Genomic DNA, 21,504 nt, shown 5'->3' with positions numbered 1-21,504 from the left:
TGAATGCTCTTGCTTTTTTCTTCTGCCTTTACTCCGTTAACCAGGCTATTCCCCTTAAGATATTCCTGTCCCAAAAGTCCCATTCATGGGCTCCCGCTTCCTCCAGGTAAGTCAGATCCGCATCCACGGACTCCAGGAATTTCCTGTATCTCCGGTTCTGCAAAAGCAGGAAATCCTCCGTTCCGATTGCCATAAAGATCTTCATTTCCTTAGCACAGTCTCTGTACAGCTGCTCGGGATCCGCATCGCTTCCCGGCACATTATCCAGTTTTCCGAATATCCGTTCCGCGTATGCCCTTCTCCTCCAGGGAATCGGATCATCGTCGGTATAGTCCGGAAGGTCATAGATGAGCAGCGCGCTTGAAAGTGCAATGATTCTGCTGAATGTTTCGCTGTACTTCAGTCCGTTCCGTATCGCTCCGTAACCTCCCATGGACAACCCGCCGATAAAAGTATCCTCTCTTTTGTGGGAAAGGGGAAAAAGTGCGCGTGTTACTTCCACCAGCTCTTTTCCGATGAACTCTCCCCACCGCTCTGTTTCGCAGTTATCCAGATAAAAATTATTGTTTCCATCCGGCATGATCACCGCTATCTTATTTTCTTTGGCATAACGCTCAATCCTGGTCCCATAAAGCCAGTCTTTTTCATCACCGGTTACCCCGTGCAATAAGTACAAAGTCCGCATTGGATTCTCTGCGGCATATGGGTGCGGATTCGGATTCAGAAAATCTTCTCCGAAATCCTCAAATGGAATCACTGCCGTAAACGACACAAATCCTCCCAGACAATTTGAATTATATCTTGTTGTAATGATAGCCATGCTTTTCTCCTCCGTCCAACTCTCAAAAAAGTAAAATACTCAAACTTCGCATATCAATAATCATCCCGATTCTTTCATAACTACCTTGATTCGGGTGTCAAAAGCCCTCTCACAACGTTTGCTTCGTCAATTTGCACATTTGCCAGCTGCAGCACAGTCATACAAAACATGAATTGATGAGCAACTTTATGAAGCCGTTGGTACTTAGGCTGCGTACTTTGCGGCCTTATGTACCACTACGGCTTCATTTAAGCGAGAGCGCGTTGCGAATCAACATGTTTGTATGACGTCCTCATTCTCGAAACATGTGCAAATTGACGAATACCATTTTGTAAATGGGCTTTTGACACTCCACTCCTACCATGCAAACACTTTCTTCAGTTCATTTTTGGATTCCGTTTCCCCATATTCCCTGGGCATTCCCGGAATATCCATTTCCGCCTTATTGCTCTGCAGTATGCAGACCCAGTCGTGTTCACTTCCTCTGGAAGGGCTTTTTATCAGAATTCTGCCCTGATTCAGATGGCCGGCTTCAAGGCTTACGGTCTGTGCCGGTTCCTGTGTCTCTTCGCCGCCAGCCGTATAATACCTGCCATCTTTTGGGCAGAACCACCATATCTTCAGGATATCTGCATCCAGTCTGCTGATGTCTATTCTTTCCTCTCCACCGGAAGGCAGATAGACGCATGCAAACAGTCCATTCCGTTCCATACACGCCTGCCTGTGCTCATCCAGCAGATCCTGATCTCTTTCCATCTGGTTCAGCAGGATTTCCTGTGACGGCACGCAGATGCTTAAATCAATGGTCTCCATGAAATCACGAAGATGCTTCATCTGCATGGCTCCCGGCTGTGCAAGTGCTTCAAACCAGGAATATTTTCTTACCGCATCCCGTTCCTTTTCCGATATCATGCACCATACGGAAGAATGCCCATATGTATGTCCGAAAGAGCCTGCGAAGAGACTCCAGTATGCCCTCTTCCTGACCATCCAGTCGCCGTGGAAATCCGTAATGACCGGCCATGACGTGGGCATCATCTCATATGCAGGTTCTCCATCAAAGACAGGCATGCAGTTTTCTCTGCCATATTCTTTTTCGATCAGATTGTAGTTTTTTACCTCCGTGCCATGCCCTGACTGAACCATGATAAAAGAGATCCACTTCTCTTCATCCGTCCAGTAGGACATGGTGGAACATTCTCCGGTTTCTGCCTCGTGGCACGCATGATAGGTAATCAGCAGCTTTTTCCATCGTTCATCAAAAACATTGTATTTGAGATCGCAGTCCAGCACCCCTTTTGCAATGCCCTCAGCCATGAGCCGCCATACATTCCTGTAGTCCGTTTCCAGATGGACCGGCATCCTGTCGCCGCCCAGGCACCATATGATATTGCTTCTGTCCCTGTAGCGCTCGCCAATCCACCGGCCGTAGGCATAGGCATTTTCTTCTGTCACAATGTTATCAGAGAATTCTCCCATCCAGTTATGGCCGACTACAAGCTCGCCCCAGACCGGGAGGAGCAGTACATGAAACCCATAGGACTCAGCTTTATCCAGTATATAATCAAGATATTTGAAATAAAGCTCGTTGGGCCGGCTCAGGTCATTGTCAAGCAATGCTTTATCTCCCGCCGGATTTCTGATTTCCTTGTCCTGCTCCGGATCGAGGGCGACAATCTGAAGCACGGTAAAGCCCTGCTGCTTTCTCTTCTGCATGTAGTAATCCACATCATCCCATTTAAGCCTTTGTGGCATTGTCCAACAGGTATCCGCAAGCCAGATGAAGGGCTTCCCGTCTTGATCCACAAAATATCTCCTGTTGTCTGAAATCTTTAAGCTGGTCATATCATCTGCTCCTTTTATAGTCGGTAAGGTTTTTCCCGCAACGCATGCATAAAACATCTTAGCACTGGCTGTCTGAAAGTTGCTTTAGTACTTAAACAGTTCCACACGATAGCATTTCGGCATCTCTCCAAGCTTTACGGCCATCTTCTCGTCTCCGTTCAAAATCCGTCCCGGTTTCCATTCCCCGTTCACGATTTCTCCTTCTTCCATTTTCAGGAAATCCACTTTCACATTCTCTCCAGCTTTCGGACGGAAGGTAATCGTGCTCATCATGCCAGTTATCAGGAACTGATTTTCAGCAAGTTCGATCATGATGCCTGCAGCCAGCGGCTTTGCCGGCATCTTTGGTGCGTATGAAACAGTGACGTCATATTCCGCGAATCGGAAAAACGTTCCGTAATCTGTCTCTGATTTTTTCACATAACTCTGCAGGTGTTCTGTTCCGCGGTAGTTCATGTACAACGGCTTCATTTCATCAATCAGTTTGTATGTCTGTCCGAGAATCTCCCTGCTTCCTGTAATGTCAAATGCGGAAGGATCAATATTCAATGCGATCATTACTTCCATCGGCGGCTTATCAATATCAGCAGGGTCCAGAGCCAGATCCTCTATGCCAAACGGAGAGTAGCAGATTGCATTGTGCTTTCCAAATGCGTACAGGCAATAGGATGCCGTCACCGCATCTTTTCTTACTTCCGGTACGAACAGGGGATTCCCCTCATAGCTGTACTCATCCATTACTTCAGGCACATAGGATACATAAATATCCGGCGCCAGCGTAAATAGCGATGGTGCAGTAAGTTTCCAGATTTTATGTACTTCTTTTACCGGTCCTCCGGATGGATATGAGCCTGCATACCACGGGTACTGCTTCAGCCATGCGTTGGTATAACACGGAATCGGATATTCCTTTTGTCCAGCTGCTGTGATTTTCTCCAGTGCCTTAGCGAAATAATACGCCATGAAGTACTCTTCGGCATCCGTTTTAAATGCTTTTTTCCAGTCTCCCTCTACCTCGTATGCATCGGCGAGTTCCTGTGGAATCTGTTCCACGAATGCTGCTTTTGCCTGATCGCTGTAATCGCAGGATGTTCCCAGCAAGCCGAGCTCATTTTCTACCTGCATGATGATTACGGTCGATTCCTCCTCGTCAACACTCCTGATATGGGCCATGATGTTGGCAAAGACCATGGCATCTTTTTCCACAGCTGCCTGGCAGAGCGGCGAGATTGTGTTGATCGGTTCCCCGTTCACCTTCCTCACGCGGAAATACGTTTCCGTATCCTTTTTCATCCATCCCGGTACATACATTGACTCCGAATTCTTCCATAATCCGAACCAAAGCAGGATCAGGTGCATATTGTTTTCCCTTGCCTGCGCAATCAGACCATCTAACAATTCATAATTGTATACACCTTCTGCAGGTTCAATCGTTTCCCAGTATATTGGCACAATAACCGAGTTCATATGAAGTCCCTTTAATCCGGGCCATACTTTCTCTTCCATAAATTGCAGGCTGCTTGCGCTGGAATTATGAATCTCTCCTGACAAGGCCAGAAACGGCTCACCCTTCACATAGAGTGTTGGAATTCCATTATCTATTTTGATTTCTGATATATGTCTCATGTCTGTCTCCTTCTTGTAAGTATTCGGGACTATGTCCTTCCTATTATTCTTTCACTATGTCTTTCCTATTATTCTTTTGCAATGACTTTCCTGTTATTCCTTCACTCCGCCCATTGTCATGCCCTTCACAAAGTATTCCTGGAAGAACGGATAGATGAGCAGTATCGGAAGAATTCCGATTGCCGCCGCCGCCATTCGGACCGTTTCCGTTGGCATATCCGCCCCGCGTCCAAGCATCCTAAGGTACTGGGCATTCGTATTGATCGCATTCAGGATATTCTGAATGCCGAACATATTGACGTCATCCAGATAATACATACCGTTCTGCCAGTCGTTCCAGTACATGACGCCGCTCAGCAGAGCCAGCGTAGCCACCATCGGCTTTGAAAGCTTCAGGACGATCTGAAAGAAAATGCCGATTTCGCTGCAGCCATCGATACGCGCTGCTTCTATTATTTCCTCCGGTATGTTCCCCTTGAAAAAGTTCTTTGTCATGAATATGTAGAATGCATTGGTTACCAGATTGGGAATGATCAGCGCAAAAAGCGTGTCCTTGATATGAAAATTCTGGGTGTAGTTGATGTAGGTGGCTACCAGACCGCCATTGAAGAGCATTGTGAAAATGACCATGTAGTTAAATATTTTTCCTCCCGGAAGCCCTTCCCTGGAAATCATGTAGCCAAAGGACATGGTGACTGTCAGGCAGAGTATAACGCCGATTACGGTTACTATTATGGTAATGGCATAACCTCTTCCGAACATCTGCCACTGGCTCATCAGATATTCATATGCCGCAAGCGACAGCTCTTTCGGCCAGAAAGCATAACCGTTTTTTATGGCATAAGCCTCATCCGTGAAGGACGCTGCCAACAGAAGCCAGAACGGAACAATGGAACATATTGCCACAATGATCAGAACCACATGGGACAATGCTAAAAATTTTTTGTGACCTTTCATGGAATCCTCCTTCTAGAATAATGCATTTTCTTTGCTGTATTTTTTAATAATATTGTTGAATATGATGATGGTAATAAAGCATACTGCTGACTGATAAAATGCCGCTGCGGATGACAATGAAATATCACCGCTCTGAAGCAGCGCACGATATACGTAGGTATCAATGGTATTCGTAACGGAGAACAGCATTCCCTGATTTCTTGGCACCTGATAGAACAGGCCGAAATCAGAACGGAATATATTTCCCATGCTCAGTGTGACCAGCATGATGACCGTCGGTTTCAGAAGCGGAACCGTGATCAGCTTTATCTGCTGCCACTTTGTAGCGCCATCCAGTTCAGCTGCCTCATAGTAGCTTTCGCTGATTCCGACAATGCTGGCAAGGAATATGATTGTTCCATATCCGATATTTCGCCACTCATTTACAAAAGTTAAAATCAGTGGCCAGTATGTCTTTGTCATATAGAACTTGACAGGCGGCAGGCCCAGTGATGTCAGCAGATGGTTGATCATGCCCGTTCTGTCTCCAAGGAATATATATGCCAGGTAGGAGACCACAACCATGGACATCAGGTACGGCAGCAGTATCGCGGTCTGGTAGATTTTCTTTGAGACCTTTTTCCGCACTTCATTCAGAAAAATCGCCAGCGCCACCCCGATGACCGTATTCAGCAAAATAAACAGTAAATTATATCCTATCGTGTTTCTTGTAATAACCCACGCATCTTTCGTCTTAAATAAATATTCAAAATTCTGGAATCCAACAAAGGGGCTTTTCCATACACCAAGCGAGTAGTTGTAGTCTTTAAAAGCAATCAGCAGTCCATATAGCGGCATATAATTATTAATCAGCAGGTATAGTATACCCGGTAGTCCTAAAATATAAATCGGTATCCATTTCTTCCATTGCCTGTTTTTCTTCATCTCATTCCAACCCTCCTGTTTCAAATCATGAGACCATAAAGAGGGCAGTAAGGAAATACTGCCCTCTCAATCAGTCACCCTAAATCATCATTGCAGCTTACATCTTATTTTGTTTTTAACCATGCATCAAGCTGGCTCTGGTTTTCTTTTATAACTTCATCAATGCCTGCATCCTTCAGCGCTTTTATAAATTCAGGAATCACTTCATCAGGATTCACGTTGCCAGTTGTGAGTGTCGGCTTGTATTCGCCTACTACACTCTGTACTGCTGCAACCTGGGTCGCAACTTTTGATGTGTCGAAAGTAAAGCCAAGACATAAGGACTTCTTCGCGCCTTCTAAACCGTAGTCATCAATGGTGTCAAAGAACTCATCTGTATTCGGCGTACGCTGGAATGCTGTCTTTGTGTCGCCAAACCAGGAAATGATGTCTCCGCCGTATCCGACTGTTGAAGCGTCCTTGCCTTCCGGAAAGGCAACAATGTTCTGCGTGCCATCCACTTTTGCATAATGGGAGCCTTCGATGCCGTAATTCATGAGATTTGCCAGTTCCGCATTCTGAAAGAGAAGATCTAAAAACTGCACTGCTTTTTCAGGATTTTCACTGTTGCTTGCAACACCCCATGACTGCGTGTTCACATATCCGGTTGTCAGGAGCGCCTCCCTCACCATAACCATTTCAAGATTTTTTCCTGTCAGATTAGATAAATATGCCTGTGACATGCCAACGCTGTTGCTGCTGGTAACTGCAAAACATTCTCCGTTTGCCATAGAATCAATCGTTGTATACCCGTTTGTAAGAGAATCCGGAACACAGTAGCCTTTCTGCATCCAGTCATAGTGATCATTGCAAAGTTGTGCAAAGTCCTCTGATTCATACCAGTTCGTGATCGTTGTATTTTCTTCCGGATCCACGACAACACCGTAGCTCAGAGTATTGTTATCGCCGAGCCCGTCTAAATTTGCTCCGAATTCCATGATAGAAGCGCCGCCTCCGTCACCAAGTGAGATTCCGTAAGCTGACATTCCACTATCCTTAACCTGTTTCAGAATATTCTCCCAGTCTTCGCTTTTTGAAATAGCCTCTGGAACTTCGATTCCGTACTGCTCTGCAAGGTCTTTGTCATAGAATAAACATGCTACCGTGCCCGGATATAAGATCGCCGGATAGGAATACACTTTGCCGTCAAACGTTCCTGCTGCAAGCAGATCTCCTGCAAGTTCTTTCATGGTAGGCGTGATATATTCAGTGATGTCCGCCAGCAGCCCTTCACCAACAAGTGTGCTTGGACTTGTCAAAAGACCTGTATTTACAAGATCGATCTTCTCATTTCCTGCAACCATCATGCTCAGTCTTGTTCCCTGTTCAAAAATCGGAACTGTCATCAGTTTGACTGTACAGTTGATTTCAGGAACCGTGATTTCATTAATGGCCTCCTGCACTGCCTCAATATCGGCAAAGCTCTGGCTTATATTGACTACTTCGATTACAAGTTCATATGGCTCTTCGCCATTGTCTGTTGCCGTCTTGTCGTCTGTTACATTTTTTGCTGGATCCTCATCGCTCTTCTTTGAGGAACAACCGGTGACCATCGTAAGTGCCATGATTAGCATCATTACTACTGATAAAACTCTTTTCCATTTCTTCATTACTGTTACCTCCCTGTTTTGTTTTGTTGATAATAGAAATATACCATAATCATTTCACCTGAAATAGTAATATAATAACCTGCACTTGGACAAAAATGACCTGCTTTCTTTGTCTGTTTTATCTTATTATCTATTAATCATACACTCTTTTATATACACTTCGTACAATCTCCCGCTTTTTATTTATATATCATGGGGCAGACTTTCCTGTGAGATAAAAATAATGCCAGCTGCAAGAGCAGCTGGCGAAAAAGATTTGCTTGTTTTCCACAAGTTCCCGCAATCGGGTATTCCGTCTATTCGCCGTTGTCCTGCTTATTCTGCCGATTTCGGTATTCAGAAGGTGATGTCTCGTACTCCTTCTTGAAAACCCTTGTAAAATAAGCATAATCGGCGTATCCGATCATGTTTGCCACATCCTTGATTGGAATCTTTGTATCCTTTAAAATCTGTCTGGCCGTCTCCATCCTGGCCTTCGTGATGTAATCTCCGATGCTGAATCCTGTTTTATTTTTGAAAGCACGCATCAGGTACTGGGGATTGAAGTTCAGCTCTTTTGCAATATCGGGGATGTTGATAGAGTCCATCATATGTTCTCTGATGTACTTTTTCACTCTTCTCTCCACATCCTGCTCGCTGAACGAGTTCTCTTTCTCCCTGATCTGATAATCCGTAAGCCCTCCCCAGTTGACAGCCTCGGTATCCACTCCTTCTATAGAAGAAGCTTCCATTTTTTTGACAAGTTTGGTCAGAACCACGGAAAACTCCGAATAGTCGATCGGCTTCAGAATATAGTCATAGCATTTCAGCTGTATCGCCTTTCTCATATAGTCGAATTCCGGATGGCAGGTGACAAAGATGCAGTTGATTTCATATTTGTGTTCTCTGAGCCACTCAAGGAGATGCAGGCCTGACCCGTTCGGCATCTCGATGTCGCAGATCAGGATATCTATTTTGTGCTTTTTTATGATACTGATCGCACTTTCCATATTCATCGCTTTATGGACGTCGCGGATTCCACACTTTCTCCATTCGATGTTGGCTTCGAGCGCATCGATGCTCCTCGGTTCATCATCCACTAAAATAACGTTATACATTTCCTATTTCCCTCCAAAAAGCTCCAGTTCCAAAGGCAGGCAGATTTCGACAACTGCTCCGCCTGTGGGTGCATTCCTTATTGACAGCTCAACTCTTTCCTGATACAGGATGTCCATCCGTTCAATGGCATTCTGTATCCCGACTCCTAAATCATCCTGGTATACCCTGGTATCGATATAGGCATGTATCTTCTCGAGGACTTCCTCCGGGAAACCGTGCCCCGTATCCGCGACAGTAAGCTTGACTTTTCCATCCACTTCCTGAGCCAGCACAAAGATCGTGAGCTTTTCATCGTTTTTTATTGCATACTTGATGCAGTTTTCAACAAAGGTCTGGATAATCAGGGGCGGAATCATGCATTCCTTCAGCTGATTCTCCCATTCCACGAAATATCCCAGCCTGTCCAGATACCGCTCTTTCTGTATCGCCAGATATGTCTCAACATGATGGAACTCTTTTTCCAGCTCCACGAAATCCACCTGCAGGTTCACGATATAGCGGAAATATTTCGTCAGATAGAGGACCATTTTTTTTACCAGATGGAATTCGCTTATGTTATAGGTGTATATGATATTCAGCGCATTCAGGATAAAATGGGGCCTGATCTGCTGGCTGATGTATTTCAGCTGCGTCCGCTGTTCCTTGATCTTCGTTTTGTACAGGCTGATTTCCAATTCATTCAACTCATCCATCATCTGGTTGAACCGTTCCATCAGCCTGTAGAATTCGTCGTTGTCTCTTTTCTTTTCCAATGGAATCCGGTATTCGCTTTCTCCGTTACTGATCACTTTCATGGCATGTTCCAGTTCCTTCAGCGGTCTGGCGATTTTTATCTGGAGCCAGTAGATTGTTCTTGGAACCAGCAGTACGGACAGGATTGCCAGCCCAAAGAAGATCTTTATCATGACCGGCAGATTCCTGAGGACTGAATTTCCGGGGATCAGCATTCCGATGGAGTAATCCTCATTCCGCGAAAGAATGCTCTGATTATGGTATGCCTCTCCTGCTGCCTCGATGCGTTTATCCGCTATTCCGCTCTCCTTCAGTGCCTCGTTAAGCTCCATATCCGTTAAGGTGTTATTGCTCTCAGAATCGATGATATAGACGGTCCCCAGCAAGGTATCTTTTGCCAATCCCAGTTTCTTCATGAATTCATCAAGCGGAATCCAGCACCCTCCTGTAAAGTCCCCATATGCCTTTACATACAGCAGAAAATATTCATCCGCTATCTTTGTGACGCTCATATGGTTGTAGTTCAGTCTCTCCGAATCCAGATGCTCCCCGATATACTCATGGACATCCCGGTTGATCCCGCTTCCGCTGCCCCTGAACAGCAGCAGATCCATATTCTCATAATATGCAAACACGCCGTCGATATCCCCGTAATCATAAGCCAGATTGCTCAGCCAGTTGACTGTCGCTGCTTCATACCGGAAGTATTCCGTTTTGGGAGTATTCTCATCAAAGCTGCTCATAAAGGTGTAGCTGTCATTCGTCGTAACATAACGGATGAAATCCTGGTCAACCTGTGCCAGCAGATTATCCATCTGACTGAGGGCGATCTGGAGGGAGTTGAAATTGCTGTCAACCATCTTATCTTCCATGTTCTGGTAGCTGATGATACATGCAGCTATTGTGATGATAATAATTGCGCCCATGACAAGCAGAGGCAGTATGATGACCTCTCTGATTATGGACCGAAATCTCTTTTCCTTCATGATGCTTTCCTTCCTCCGGATATGCGAAGTGTTATTTTTCCTATAGGACGTGATGCAAAACATGTTCATTCGCAGCGCGCTCTCGCTTAGATGAAGACGTAGTGGTACATAGGGCCGCAGAACACGCGGCCCAAGTGCCAACGTCTTCATAAAGCTACTCATTGAATCATGTTTTGCATAACTGTGTGTTGGATGGCGAATGTGCAAATTGACGAAGCCGAATGTTTCAAGAGGGCTTTTGACACGCTGGTTTTATGAGCTAAATAAGACCAGCTATCATAATCAGCCAGTCTTATTTATTCTCAATTCATATTAGTCAGGTTACATTCCTTCATAGTCACATATGATGCACACAAATTGCAAAACCGGCAATTTGGCGCATGCTGAACTCGGATTTTTATGCAAAATCAGCATAAAACACCTTGCGCAACCAGGGTTCTTAATAGTTACTATTATACATTATCTATGACCATAAGACCAGTAAAAGCTCCCATGGCCGAAGCTACTACAGCGCTTCTGTCACGTACCTGAACCATTCGAATTCTGCACGATTATCACTCTCTTTTCCATTTCCGCTTGCAAACATGCCGATCATCGTGCCGACCATTCCCCCGACAATCTCCGGATTGATCAGTTTTCCATCCGCATGGTCGAAAATAGAGGAGAGCTCTCCTTCATCGCTGCCGTAAAAGAAGCTGTAATCCTGCCCTTTCACTTTTACGCCAAGGATAATCTCTTCACCCTCGTGTTGTATAGATGCCAGAACGGTTTCCCGGGTCATGCTCTTGAATCCTGGTATATGAGGCGCACTGGACATCTCAGTAGTCACCAGCACAAGCTGCAGTATCTGCTGACCGTCTTCCTGTTTCCTTTCCAGACGATACTGGTGGTTGCTCGCCTGCATAATAACGAAACCTGCCGTTTCTTTTTCTTGCGGCGCGAATTTCATCTTACAGGATGCTTCAAAATCAATGGCAGTCTGCCTTCTCCCGATGAAGCTTACACAATCATCCTTTTTCATGTCAGGCTTGCCGACTATGATTGGATCTAACTGTCTGGTAATCGGTCTGGACAGGCATTTCAAACGAAGCTTACTGTCCTGTATATTCCAGAACTCCTGATAAGGTGTCCCCCAGAAGCTCCAGCAGAGTCCCAGTTCCGCTTTCTCAAAGTCGTCCTTTTCCGGCTGTTTTGGGAATTCCGTCCACTGGAGTCCCGGCACGGCAGGATATTCCATTTCCACTTTTCCGGTTCCCGGACAGAATACCGGCCAGTCGCGTTCCCAGATCACCGGGCAGATATAAGTCTCGCGCCCCAGATTCTTGTGCTGTCCCTCAATGATTCTGGATCCAAGCATAACAGCATACCATTCGCCGTCCGGCGTATCGACAAAATCCGCATGTCCGATATTGTCGACCGGATAAGAAAATCCAAGATGCCTGTGGGTCAGCACCGGGTTTGCAGGATTTCCCTCATACCAGTCTGTCAGCCTTCTGCTCCTTGCCACGGTCACGGCATGATAATGCTCCGTTCCGCCTTCGGCTATCATCAGATAATAATACTCTCCTATATGATAGATATGTGGCGATTCCGGTGACGCTGCATTCCTCATGGCGCTGTTCCATATGTGCGTTTTTTCCCCAACCGGCTTCATCGTGCGGATATCAAACCCCGTGATAAAGATACCGCGTCCGTTGTCCTCATTTGCTTTGCCAGGACTTACGATGTAGACTTTCCCGTCGTCATCGAAAAAAAGAGAGGCATCGAGATCCGTGATTTCAGGAATCCAGCAGGGATCCGACCATTTTCCCGCAGGATCTTCAGCTGTCACGATAAAGTTCCCTTTATCGCCGAAATTGGCATTGATGATATAGAATAATCCCTCGTGATAGCGGATTGTAGGAGCCATTACGCCCCCGCTTATTACGTTGGCATTTACATGGAATCCGTTTTCCTTATTCATTGCGTAGGATATCTGCTCCCAGTTAGCAAGATCTTTGCTATGGAATACAGGTATTCCGGGATAAAGTTCAAAACTGGAGCATACCATATAATAATCTTCGCCGACCCTGCAGATCGACGGGTCGGGATAGAATCCTGGCAGTATTGGATTTTTTATTTTATTCATTTTCATTTTATGGGAAAATCTGATATTCCCATTTCCCCTTTCGCATATGTGACTATCAGGTAACTAATCAGAACGATGTCCTAACCCGGCAACTGATCAGGACTATATTCTTCATAGACGCCTTTTGATCTTAGTATCCCAGCAGTTCTTTTTCCATGGCGATATGGCGCTTTGTGAATTCCGTGCCACCGCAATACAGCTCATCCTCATACTCGCTGATGATGTAGCCGTCAAAATCCGACTCTTTCAGCACATCAAGAATTTCCTTATACGGAATGCTCGGCTCCACGCAGTCCTCATCCAGGTAATGGAATTTTCCGTGCATCTCGAAGCAGTAAGGCAGGATTTCCTTCAGCTCTTCCAGAAGCCCCGGTAATGCTGATTTAGGGCGGAACTGTACAAATCCATACATCCCCTGCAGCGCGGTGTTGATTGCAGGGTGTGCTCCTGCCTCCATCAGCTTCTTCTGCGCTTCCTCAATCGCAATCCCCTGATAGCGCATGTCTGCCGCCATCTGAAGATGCTTTTCTTCAACGCCGGCTTTCAGGGCTTTTATCCAGTGCGGCTTATTTGGTGCGATGGAAAAGCATCCAAAATCAGGTATGAATCCCAGATGCCTGGAACCTGTTCTTTTTATCACTTCCAGATATTCCTTCATAACGGGGGATCCCGGCGTCGCCGGATTGTGTATCTCGATTCCCACCTTTACGTCATACAGCTTTGCATATGGCGCGAGCCTTTCAAATGCTGCCGGCGAAAGCATATACTGGGAACGCATGACTTTACAGCCCAGTTTATTTGCAGCCTTCAGGTCAATGACCGCATCCGCAAGCATCTCGTCGTCGTTCAGGTCACGGTCCCAGCGCATCCCCCTGTCATTGTTCGCACCATAGCCGACAGGACCGATTCCGTATTTCACCTTCAGATCGTTCACAAGCCCTAAAAATTCATCGCTGACATTTGGGTAGGAAGGGAGCATCTGCGTCCCGACAATCTCATACCCAGTGGCGCCTGCCAGCGCCGCCTGCTTCACGCACTCTTCAAAATCATACTGCTTCCTTGCATACTCTGTTCCATAACAGAACAGCGTTGCACCTAATTTTATATCACTCATATTCCTGCTCTCCTAATCTGCAATTTGCAACTATTCAGGACGATGTCCTTCTCCGCATAATAACGCTTCGCCGTACAACGATCCTGAACTGTTATGCAATTTCAATATCAACCGCATCCCCGCTGTCGAGCGGCATATATGTATGATCACCGCCAAGGGCCATGTATGGAATACGCAGCATCAATTTCAATTCCAGGCTGTGCTTCCCTGCCGCCAGTCCGCCTTTTTTGATGACACGGATGGTTGCCGGCTCCACCTGACTCCAGAATTCAGTCATCGCATAATTCAGCTTGTAAAGAGGCATTTCCTTTCCCCTCAATTCAAAAGTGACTGACTCCGCTGGCATCTTCTCACCGTCCGCATAAACCTCCAGGAGTTCGATGTCTGACAGATAATGTCCGCGGTAGTAAGCCAGCTGCACATCAAACTCAAAACCGTTCTTCTCACCATTGATATACATGCTTCTGACCGACTTTGCATTTATGATCTCATCATTCAGCTTCATTCTCATTGCAAATCCCATAATCATTTTCTCCTGTTCCAAAATTTGAGCAGCAGCCCAGACCTGCGTCCTACATGAGCGATCATATGCCGGACTGCTGCAGACCTGACTGCTTTCTATATACTATTATATAAAATGACAGCAATATTTTCTTGTTAGATTTTGCAGTATTCCAGCAATAATTTTGACCTGTTTTTGTCTTTTTCCTTTATTATAAAAAAAGTGAGCAAAAAGTCGATGTCACTTTTTGCCCACTTTTTTTCATGCCTCTGGCTCTGGATCCTACACAAAGCGTTTCTATCTCATAGTAAGTAATTTCCTATTACGACTAGCGTATCAAGCCCTCTTCTAACGTTTAGCTTCGTCAATTTGCGCATTCGCCATCCAACACGCAGTGATGCAAAACATGATTCAATGAGCAGCTTTATGAAGACGTTGGCACTTGGGCCGCGTATTCTGCGGCCCTACGTACCACTACGTCTTCATCTAAGCGAGAGCGCGCTGCGAATGAACATGTTTTACATCACGTCCTCCTTCGAAAACCTGCAGATCCTAATGCTTTCCATCAGGCAGTCCCTTGCATTGGCGCCCGCATAGATACGGAATTCCCCGTCCTCCAGATGATATTCGTAATCGTCATCATAGAAGCCCATATCCTTTTTGTCCAAAATCATGCTCGCTTTTTTGCTCTCTCCCGGCTTCAGTGTCACTTTGCAGAAGCCTTTCAGTTCTTTTACCGGGCGGACCAGACTTGCCGTAACATCCTGCATATAAAGCTGGATGGTCTCTTCCCCTTCCCGCATTCCCGTATTTTCTATTTCCACCTGTATCTTCAGGCAGTCTGCCTCTTCAGTCACTGACAGACCCTTATATGCAAACGTTGTATAGCTCAGTCCGTAGCCAAACGGATACAGGGGTTCCAGAGGTGCATCCAGATAGCGGGAGGTGAATTTACTCCTGCTGCCGGGACGTCCTGTGCTTGGATGATTATAGTACATCGGGCATTGTCCGGTCAGTGCAGGAAATGTTGCCGCAAGCTTCCCGGTCGGATTATATTCCCCGTAAAGCACTTCTGCCACTGCATTTCCCATCTGAATGCCCAGCTGCCAGCATTCCACGATTGCATCTATGTTCTCTGCTTCCCAGTCAAGGGCAAGGGGACGCCCATTCATCATGCATAGGACTACCGGTTTCCCAGTCTCTTTGAGACGTTTCAGGAAGCTGCGCTGCTCTCCCGGCAGGGTGATGTCCGCACGGGACGCTGCTTCTCCGCTCATGGATGATGTCTCTCCCAAAACGGCAACAATCACATCCGTTTCTTCCAGATTCCCGAAAAGTATGCTTATCTCGTCTTCGTTCAGATCCCCTTCCGGACCGCAGCAAGGATAGTATTTCATCTTCGCATTCCTGTTTTCCAGTCCCTGCTTTATGCTGACGCAGTCAGAAGTGCGTCCTGCGATTGCCCATGCACCCATGACTTCTTCCGGCATGTCTGCCAGCCTTCCTGCCAGTGCAATTCTTGTCTCTTTTTTAACCGGCAGCACCTTTTCGTTTTTCAGAAGCACGATGGATTTCTTAGCCGCCTCTAAAGATGCTGCAACATGTTCCGCAGGAAGAACATCGTATTTTTCAATCTCTTCTTCCGACAGATACGGATTTTCAAAAAGTCCCAGGGTCATTTTCACATACAGGATCCTTCGCACTGCGTCGTCGATCACCTGCTCCGACACAAGCCCTTCTTTCACCGCCTGCTCCAGGTTCTCAATGAAGCAGCTAGTTCCCATATCCATATCCATTCCGGCATTGGCAGCTTTCACGGACGCATCTTTTCTGTCCTCTGCAAATCCATGGTTCACGCATTCCAATACAGCATTGGCATCGCTTACCACATAGCCTTCAAACCCGTACTCTTCTTTCAGGACTGTCCGCAGCAGGTAAGGATTTGTCGTGCACGGCACCCCGTTGAAATCATTGAAGGCCGCCATGGCAGTCATGGCTCCTGCTTCCACTGCCTTTTTAAATGGCGGAAGATAGCCGTTGTGCAGCATGGATTTCGACATGCTTACCGTATTATAGTCCTTGCCGCCCTCCACAGCTCCGTACGCAACAAAATGCTTCAGACAGGCCGCAAGATGTTCCCTGTCAATCCCTTTTTCAGGAGCCTCTTCCCCCTGGAAGCCTTTGACCTTTGCCTCTCCGTAAACTGCGCTTAAGTATGGGTCTTCTCCCGGCGACTCGCTGATCCTCCCCCATCTGGCATCCCTTGCAATATCAAGCATCGGCGCAAAGGTCCACTGGATTCCGTGGCTCCTCGCCTCTCTGGCTGCAATTGCGGCAGACTCCTGAAACACTTCGGTATCAAAGCTTCCCGCCTCTGCAAGGGGAATCGGGAACACGGTCTGGAATCCGTGGATCACGTCGAATCCGATGATCAGCGGAATCCCGAGCCTGCTTTCCTCCATGGCTATTTTCTGCAGTTCATTTGCCTTTTTCGGGTCATTCATCAGGCAGGACCCTATCCTTCCTGCGCGGATGTCATCCTCGTGAAAATCCTTCTCTGAATTCATCAGGATGTTGTTGAATTCTTCATGGCTGATCCTTCCGTCCGTCATCATTTCAATCAGTTCTTCAAACGGCACCTCGAATCCGCCTACGATTGACGGCGACAGCTGGTTCATCTGCCCTATCTTTTCTTCCAGCGTCATCTGACGCAGAAGGTCCTCTGCTCTTCTCTTGATTTCTCTGTCCATATATGATACCTCTCCTTGCATTTCATCTGTTATATTGTTATATTAATACTATATACCTGTTTACTCACAAGTTAAATCATAGGATATTCGTATTTATATTAAAATATTAAGGTGGTTATAAGATGTCAGAAAAACTTCTGTTTACAAGCGATTCTAAGCGTTATCCAGGCCTTCCGCTGGCTCTTGACGGTATGGGCCTGTTCCATCTCCAGGAGCCTGTTGTCCGTGCAAACGGGGTTCCCTTTTATCAGTGGGTACAAAGCGTAAAGGGGAAAGGCAGGCTGATCCTGGATCAGCAGAGCTTTCTCATTCCGGAAGGCTGCGGCGTCTATCTGCCCATGGACATCCCCCATGAATATTATGCGGTCACGGACCTGTGGGTAACGAATTTTCTGTGCTTCAGCGGTTCCTGCGCTGCCGGACTGCTGTCGTCCCTTGGATTTGGAAATCCGGGCGTCTATTCCCTGCAGGAGCCTGAAAAAACACTTGCTTCGGAACAGGAAATTTACGATATCTATCAGTCCGGCCTTCCCGACAAGGCTCTGGAGACTTCCAAAATACTCTACCAGCTGATTCTGGACCTGTCTGTCAATATCACAAAAAGCTCCACTTCAGCAGGCAGCATTTCCAATCAGAAGATTTTGAATGCAGCACGCTTTATGGAGCTTCACTTTAAAGAACAGATTTCACTTTACGATATCGCAGAATCCGTGCAGCTTTCCAGGGAATATCTCTGCACCCTTTTCAAAAAATCCACAGGCACATCCGTATCCGATTATCTGCTGAACATACGGATGGTCCATGCAAAAACGTATCTGATTCAGTATCCTGACAAAAAAATCAAAGAAGTCGCAGCCATGTCAGGCTTCAGCGACAGCAGCTACTTCTGCTCTGTCTTCAAAAAAACGGAGCAGATGACCCCGAATGAATTCCGGGAGCTGAGGCACTGAGATGCCCGATCAGCTGCTCCCATAAAGGGCTAAACGGCTACCGGAGCAGCTCCAGCAGGTCCTCCCTTGTAAAGCCGACCCCGCCCATGCCTTCTCCGCTGAACACCTGGTCCGCCAGCTCTTTCTTCTTTTCCTGGATTTTCACGATGTTCTCTTCTATGGTATCCTTCACGATCAGCCTGTACACGCTGACTACATTTTTCTGCCCGATCCTGTGAGCCCTGTCAGTCGCCTGGTTCTGCACCGCGCTGTTCCACCAGGGATCAAAATGAATGACGATGTCGGCAGACGTCAGATTCAGCCCTGTTCCTCCCGCCTTCAGCGAAATGCAGAAGACCGGCGTATCATCCTTGTTGAACCGCGCTACCATATCAGCCCTGCTCTCCTTGCTGTCCGCACCGGTCAGGGAATAGAAACGGATATCCTCCTTCTGCAGCCGTTTCTGCAGGTTTTTCAGCATGGATGTAAACTGGGAAAAAATCAGAATCTTATGGCCCCCGCTGATGGCATTCTGTATCAGGTCCATGCACATTTCCGTTTTCGCGGAGCCTTTCTGATACTCCTCGTAGAGCAGCGCCGGATCACAGCAGATCTGTCTCAGCTTTGTCAGTTCCGCCAGAATCTGGATTTTTGATTTTTTCAGTTCCTCATCCGACTCTTTCTCCAGCATGAGTTTCAATTTCTTCACATGCGCATCGTACAGCTTCTGCTGCTCGCCCTCCAGTTTCGCAAATACATTCTCTTCCAGCTTGTCCGGCAGGTCTGTAAGGACCTCTTTCTTCAGCCTTCTCAAAACGAAAGGCGCAATCATCTTCTGCAGGCGTTTTATGGCTGTTTCCTCCTGGTTCAGAACGATGGGGATCTCCAGTTCATCCCGGAACCTCTGGTAGGTATAGAGAAATCCCGGCATCAGATAATCGAAAATGCTCCACAGCTCGCTTAGCCTGTTTTCAATCGGAGTTCCCGTAAGGGCCAGCCTGAATCCGGCATTCACCTGCTTTACGGCCTTTGCAGCCTGGGTATTGTGGTTCTTGATAAACTGGGCCTCATCAATGATCTGGGCATGGAACCTGATCTTCTCATAGTGGCTGATGTCACGCTTTAGCAGATCATAGGAGGTGACCAGGATCTCCCTGTTGCCCATGTTCTCCAGCATTTCCCGGCGTTCTGCTGCAGTGCCGATCACCATTTTTACCGGAAGTTCAGGAGCAAATTTTTCAATCTCGCTTTTCCAGTTAAACACAAGAGATGCCGGGCACACAACAAGGCTTCTCCTGTTGTCCTGGCTCTGCGATTCCCGATACTCTGACATCAGAAAGCAGATGACCTGCAGGGTCTTCCCCAGACCCATGTCGTCTGCAAGTATTCCGCCGAATCCATTATATCTGATCGTCTTGATCCAGAGAAATCCCCTCTTCTGATATTCCCGCAGGATTTTCCCCATCCCCTCCGGTATATCAAAATCGTTATCCTCCACTGTCTTCATATTCCGCACCAGTGCCTTGAACTCCTTATCCTTCGCTGCCGGAAGGGAATTCCTTTCCTTCAGCTCCGCATCCAGATAAAGGGCCCTGTATTTTGGAATTTCTATGGTCGTATTCTTCAGCTGGGAAGCCGACAGATTCAGACCCTGCCTTAATTCAAACAGGGCTTCGATCTCTTCTCCCTCGATATTGACGAACTCGCCGCTCTTCAGGCGGTAGAATTTCTTTTTCCTGTTGTATTTTGACAGGATCTCCATAAGCTGGTCTCCTGGCATCTCCTCAGAAGTCATGCTCAGCTCCAGCAGTTCTCCGGAAACGGAAATCCCGACTGCCACCTTCGGGGCCGCCGTCACCTTCATCCGCTTCAGGGCGTCCGATATGTACACCTGGGCCAGATCCTGCATTCTTGGTATGCCGTTTACCAGGAGTTCATATATCCTGTCCTCGTCCTCTGCCAGGACCATCAGCTTTTCCTTCTCATCATAGGCATTGCAGAAGAAGGAGACCGCATTTCCAACTTCCATCTCCGCTGTCAGATCCCGCTGGGGCACGTCATCCGTGTCATTGTAGATATTGTATTTTTTATCTCCATAAACGGCCAGAATCTGGAAGGTGATAAAATCCCTCTGGGGAGCGTCAACATAAATTTCAAAGCTGACAGGCACCACTCCGTAATCCTTCTCGTCAAAATCCGTTTTCGTACAGACATAAAATTCTTCCAGCGCAGGCAGCAGTTCCCTGCTGAATGCTGGGATATCCTCCTTCTGGATATAGACCTTGTGCCCCGGAATATCCGCCATGCAGGTCAGAAAATCCCTGATTCCCTCCATTTTTTCCTGCTGGACTCTGTAAACACTGCCCTTCTCAAAATAGATGTAATCCCGGTCGCACTGGTAGCCGAATACAGGATCGATCTTCACTTCGATTCCGCTGCCCTTCCTGCTGACCGACATCTCCCTCGCAAGGGCTTCCTCCGTAACCTTCCAGCTCTTCTCTCCCTTACCGGTTACATCTGCAAAAAACGGCCTGCTGCCCATGGCATCCAGGAAATCCTCCACCTCGCCTCCGCTCAGGGGAAGCAGCCTTAATCTGGGATGGACATACCCGAAAGGATGGCTGTAATAGGATGTCTGCATATAACGGATCCTGTTGTTCTGCACCCAGCTGCGGATAAATTTGACCAGAGGCCTGTAGTCCGGATCAAATGCCTCCAGCGTATGCACGAACTGCAGCTTTTTCCCGTAAGAAACGCTTTCATTTTTTTCCAGGGCTTCCGCAAAGGCAAATACGTCTTTCAGGATATACATCTGGCCGGCGCCTATTTTAAACTCCGCTTCGATCCCGTTCGTATCGCATTTGAGCATTGGTTCGATGCGTACTTTTCCGTGCACGGAATCCGGTATCAGGGAAAGTGTCTTCTTCATCAGGCGTTTGGCAAGCAGCTGCTTCATGGCGGGCGTTGTTGCCTGAGCCTTCATCTGCGGAACAGGCAGCTTCTGGGCAGATGGCTTCTGGACTGGCGGCGTCTGGACTGGCGGATTTTTGGGCGGCATGCCTTTCAGTGCCTGAAGCCTGGCCAGGCTGGTCTCTTTTTTATATTCCTTTTCCATTCCTGCACGCTTCGTTTCAATATGGCCCAGATACTTCAGCATCACCGCAACGCAGTGCTTGCAGATTCCGCTGTACTTGGAAAATGCAGGGCAGGCGCAGCTGATATCCTCCATCCTGTCATTCTCCAGGTCATATACGACGTCTACGTCATACCGGTTACGGCCGCTTCCTTTTACCACTGCTCTGATATCATCAAAAGCACCGTCTTCCTCCACTGTAAACTCTTCTATCCTGTTAGAAAGAAAGATGTCCACTCCTTTTGAATAGCTGGCAGTGTTGGCTGCTTTGCGGATGTCTGATTTTGTTAACATGTTTTCCTCCTAAAGTG

The 21,504-nt window shown here is 47.0% G+C and carries 14 protein-coding genes; 1 reads left to right on the top strand and 13 read right to left on the bottom strand.

Translation table 11 applies throughout. From position 1 onward, the window contains the following. Positions 1–28: 28 nt before the first annotated feature. The 12 genes from BJR36_RS09835 to BJR36_RS09780 all read right to left on the bottom strand — a co-directional run bounded on the left by BJR36_RS09835 (position 29) and on the right by BJR36_RS09780 (position 17,131). Positions 29–820: an alpha/beta hydrolase gene (locus tag BJR36_RS09835; RefSeq protein ID WP_091233482.1), complete on the bottom strand. Its 792-nt coding sequence runs from the start codon at positions 818–820 to the stop codon at positions 29–31. A 357-nt stretch (positions 821–1,177) separates the two neighbouring features. Beyond that, on the bottom strand, positions 1,178–2,665 hold the full coding sequence (locus BJR36_RS09830; RefSeq protein WP_091233587.1) for a glycoside hydrolase family 140 protein: 1,488 nt from the start codon (positions 2,663–2,665) through the stop codon (positions 1,178–1,180). Between the two features lie 84 nt (positions 2,666–2,749). Beyond that, positions 2,750–4,291, bottom strand: coding sequence for a DUF5597 domain-containing protein (locus BJR36_RS09825; protein ID WP_091233479.1), 1,542 nt, complete (start codon positions 4,289–4,291; stop codon positions 2,750–2,752). Positions 4,292–4,384: 93 nt separating this feature from the next. Further along, complete coding sequence (locus tag BJR36_RS09820; RefSeq protein ID WP_091233476.1) at positions 4,385–5,248, bottom strand: carbohydrate ABC transporter permease; 864 nt, start codon at positions 5,246–5,248, stop codon at positions 4,385–4,387. Positions 5,249–5,260: 12 nt separating this feature from the next. Further along, positions 5,261–6,172, bottom strand: coding sequence for an ABC transporter permease (locus BJR36_RS09815; RefSeq protein ID WP_091233475.1), 912 nt, complete (start codon positions 6,170–6,172; stop codon positions 5,261–5,263). A 104-nt stretch (positions 6,173–6,276) separates the two neighbouring features. Then, positions 6,277–7,821, bottom strand: coding sequence for an ABC transporter substrate-binding protein (locus tag BJR36_RS09810; RefSeq protein WP_091233472.1), 1,545 nt, complete (start codon positions 7,819–7,821; stop codon positions 6,277–6,279). Positions 7,822–8,117: 296 nt separating this feature from the next. After that, the gene (locus BJR36_RS09805) at positions 8,118–8,918 is read right to left on the bottom strand and encodes a response regulator transcription factor (protein WP_091233469.1); all 801 of its coding nucleotides are present in this window, start codon (positions 8,916–8,918) and stop codon (positions 8,118–8,120) included. Positions 8,919–8,921: 3 nt separating this feature from the next. After that, positions 8,922–10,637 (bottom strand): sensor histidine kinase, encoded by a 1,716-nt coding sequence (locus BJR36_RS09800; protein ID WP_169823654.1) that lies wholly within the window; start codon positions 10,635–10,637, stop codon positions 8,922–8,924. Between the two features lie 505 nt (positions 10,638–11,142). Next, the gene (locus BJR36_RS09795; RefSeq protein WP_242875517.1) at positions 11,143–12,765 is read right to left on the bottom strand and encodes a glycoside hydrolase family 43 protein; all 1,623 of its coding nucleotides are present in this window, start codon (positions 12,763–12,765) and stop codon (positions 11,143–11,145) included. 130 nt (positions 12,766–12,895) lie between these two features. After that, complete coding sequence (locus tag BJR36_RS09790; protein WP_091233462.1) at positions 12,896–13,879, bottom strand: sugar phosphate isomerase/epimerase family protein; 984 nt, start codon at positions 13,877–13,879, stop codon at positions 12,896–12,898. Between the two features lie 91 nt (positions 13,880–13,970). Continuing rightward, positions 13,971–14,423, bottom strand: a complete 453-nt coding sequence (locus BJR36_RS09785) for a C-glycoside deglycosidase beta subunit domain-containing protein (RefSeq protein WP_242875516.1) — start codon at positions 14,421–14,423, stop codon at positions 13,971–13,973. Positions 14,424–14,899: 476 nt separating this feature from the next. Beyond that, positions 14,900–17,131: a glycoside hydrolase family 3 N-terminal domain-containing protein gene (locus BJR36_RS09780; protein WP_207648847.1), complete on the bottom strand. Its 2,232-nt coding sequence runs from the start codon at positions 17,129–17,131 to the stop codon at positions 14,900–14,902. 122 nt (positions 17,132–17,253) lie between these two features. On the opposite strand from BJR36_RS09780, the gene BJR36_RS09775 reads away from it, so the two are divergent. Continuing rightward, positions 17,254–18,081 (top strand): AraC family transcriptional regulator, encoded by an 828-nt coding sequence (locus BJR36_RS09775; RefSeq protein ID WP_091233455.1) that lies wholly within the window; start codon positions 17,254–17,256, stop codon positions 18,079–18,081. A gap of 37 nt (positions 18,082–18,118) precedes the next feature. On the opposite strand, the gene BJR36_RS09770 is transcribed toward BJR36_RS09775, so the two are convergent. Further along, on the bottom strand, positions 18,119–21,487 hold the full coding sequence (locus BJR36_RS09770; RefSeq protein WP_091233452.1) for a DEAD/DEAH box helicase: 3,369 nt from the start codon (positions 21,485–21,487) through the stop codon (positions 18,119–18,121). Positions 21,488–21,504 lie beyond the last annotated feature (17 nt).

The organism is Anaerobium acetethylicum, from assembly GCF_900096945.1.
In the GTDB taxonomy this organism is placed as follows: domain Bacteria; phylum Bacillota; class Clostridia; order Lachnospirales; family Lachnospiraceae; genus Anaerobium; species Anaerobium acetethylicum.
The sequence above is the reverse complement of the archived record's forward strand: the minus strand, read 5'-3'. Positions and strand labels throughout refer to the sequence as shown.

Excerpts from the sequence above, each read along its gene's own strand:
- BJR36_RS09835 (WP_091233482.1), bottom strand. The coding sequence starts at position 820 with ATGGCTATCATTACAACAAGATATAATTCAAATTGTCTGGGAGGATTT.
- BJR36_RS09830 (WP_091233587.1), bottom strand. The coding sequence starts at position 2,665 with ATGACCAGCTTAAAGATTTCAGACAACAGGAGATATTTTGTGGATCAA.
- BJR36_RS09825 (WP_091233479.1), bottom strand. The coding sequence starts at position 4,291 with ATGAGACATATATCAGAAATCAAAATAGATAATGGAATTCCAACACTC.
- BJR36_RS09820 (WP_091233476.1), bottom strand. The coding sequence starts at position 5,248 with ATGAAAGGTCACAAAAAATTTTTAGCATTGTCCCATGTGGTTCTGATC.
- BJR36_RS09815 (WP_091233475.1), bottom strand. The coding sequence starts at position 6,172 with ATGAAGAAAAACAGGCAATGGAAGAAATGGATACCGATTTATATTTTA.
- BJR36_RS09810 (WP_091233472.1), bottom strand. The coding sequence starts at position 7,821 with ATGAAGAAATGGAAAAGAGTTTTATCAGTAGTAATGATGCTAATCATG.
- BJR36_RS09805 (WP_091233469.1), bottom strand. The coding sequence starts at position 8,918 with ATGTATAACGTTATTTTAGTGGATGATGAACCGAGGAGCATCGATGCG.
- BJR36_RS09800 (WP_169823654.1), bottom strand. The coding sequence starts at position 10,637 with ATGAAGGAAAAGAGATTTCGGTCCATAATCAGAGAGGTCATCATACTG.
- BJR36_RS09795 (WP_242875517.1), bottom strand. The coding sequence starts at position 12,765 with ATGAATAAAATAAAAAATCCAATACTGCCAGGATTCTATCCCGACCCG.
- BJR36_RS09790 (WP_091233462.1), bottom strand. The coding sequence starts at position 13,879 with ATGAGTGATATAAAATTAGGTGCAACGCTGTTCTGTTATGGAACAGAG.
- BJR36_RS09780 (WP_207648847.1), bottom strand. The coding sequence starts at position 17,131 with ATGGACAGAGAAATCAAGAGAAGAGCAGAGGACCTTCTGCGTCAGATG.
- BJR36_RS09775 (WP_091233455.1), top strand. The coding sequence starts at position 17,254 with ATGTCAGAAAAACTTCTGTTTACAAGCGATTCTAAGCGTTATCCAGGC.
- BJR36_RS09770 (WP_091233452.1), bottom strand. The coding sequence starts at position 21,487 with ATGTTAACAAAATCAGACATCCGCAAAGCAGCCAACACTGCCAGCTAT.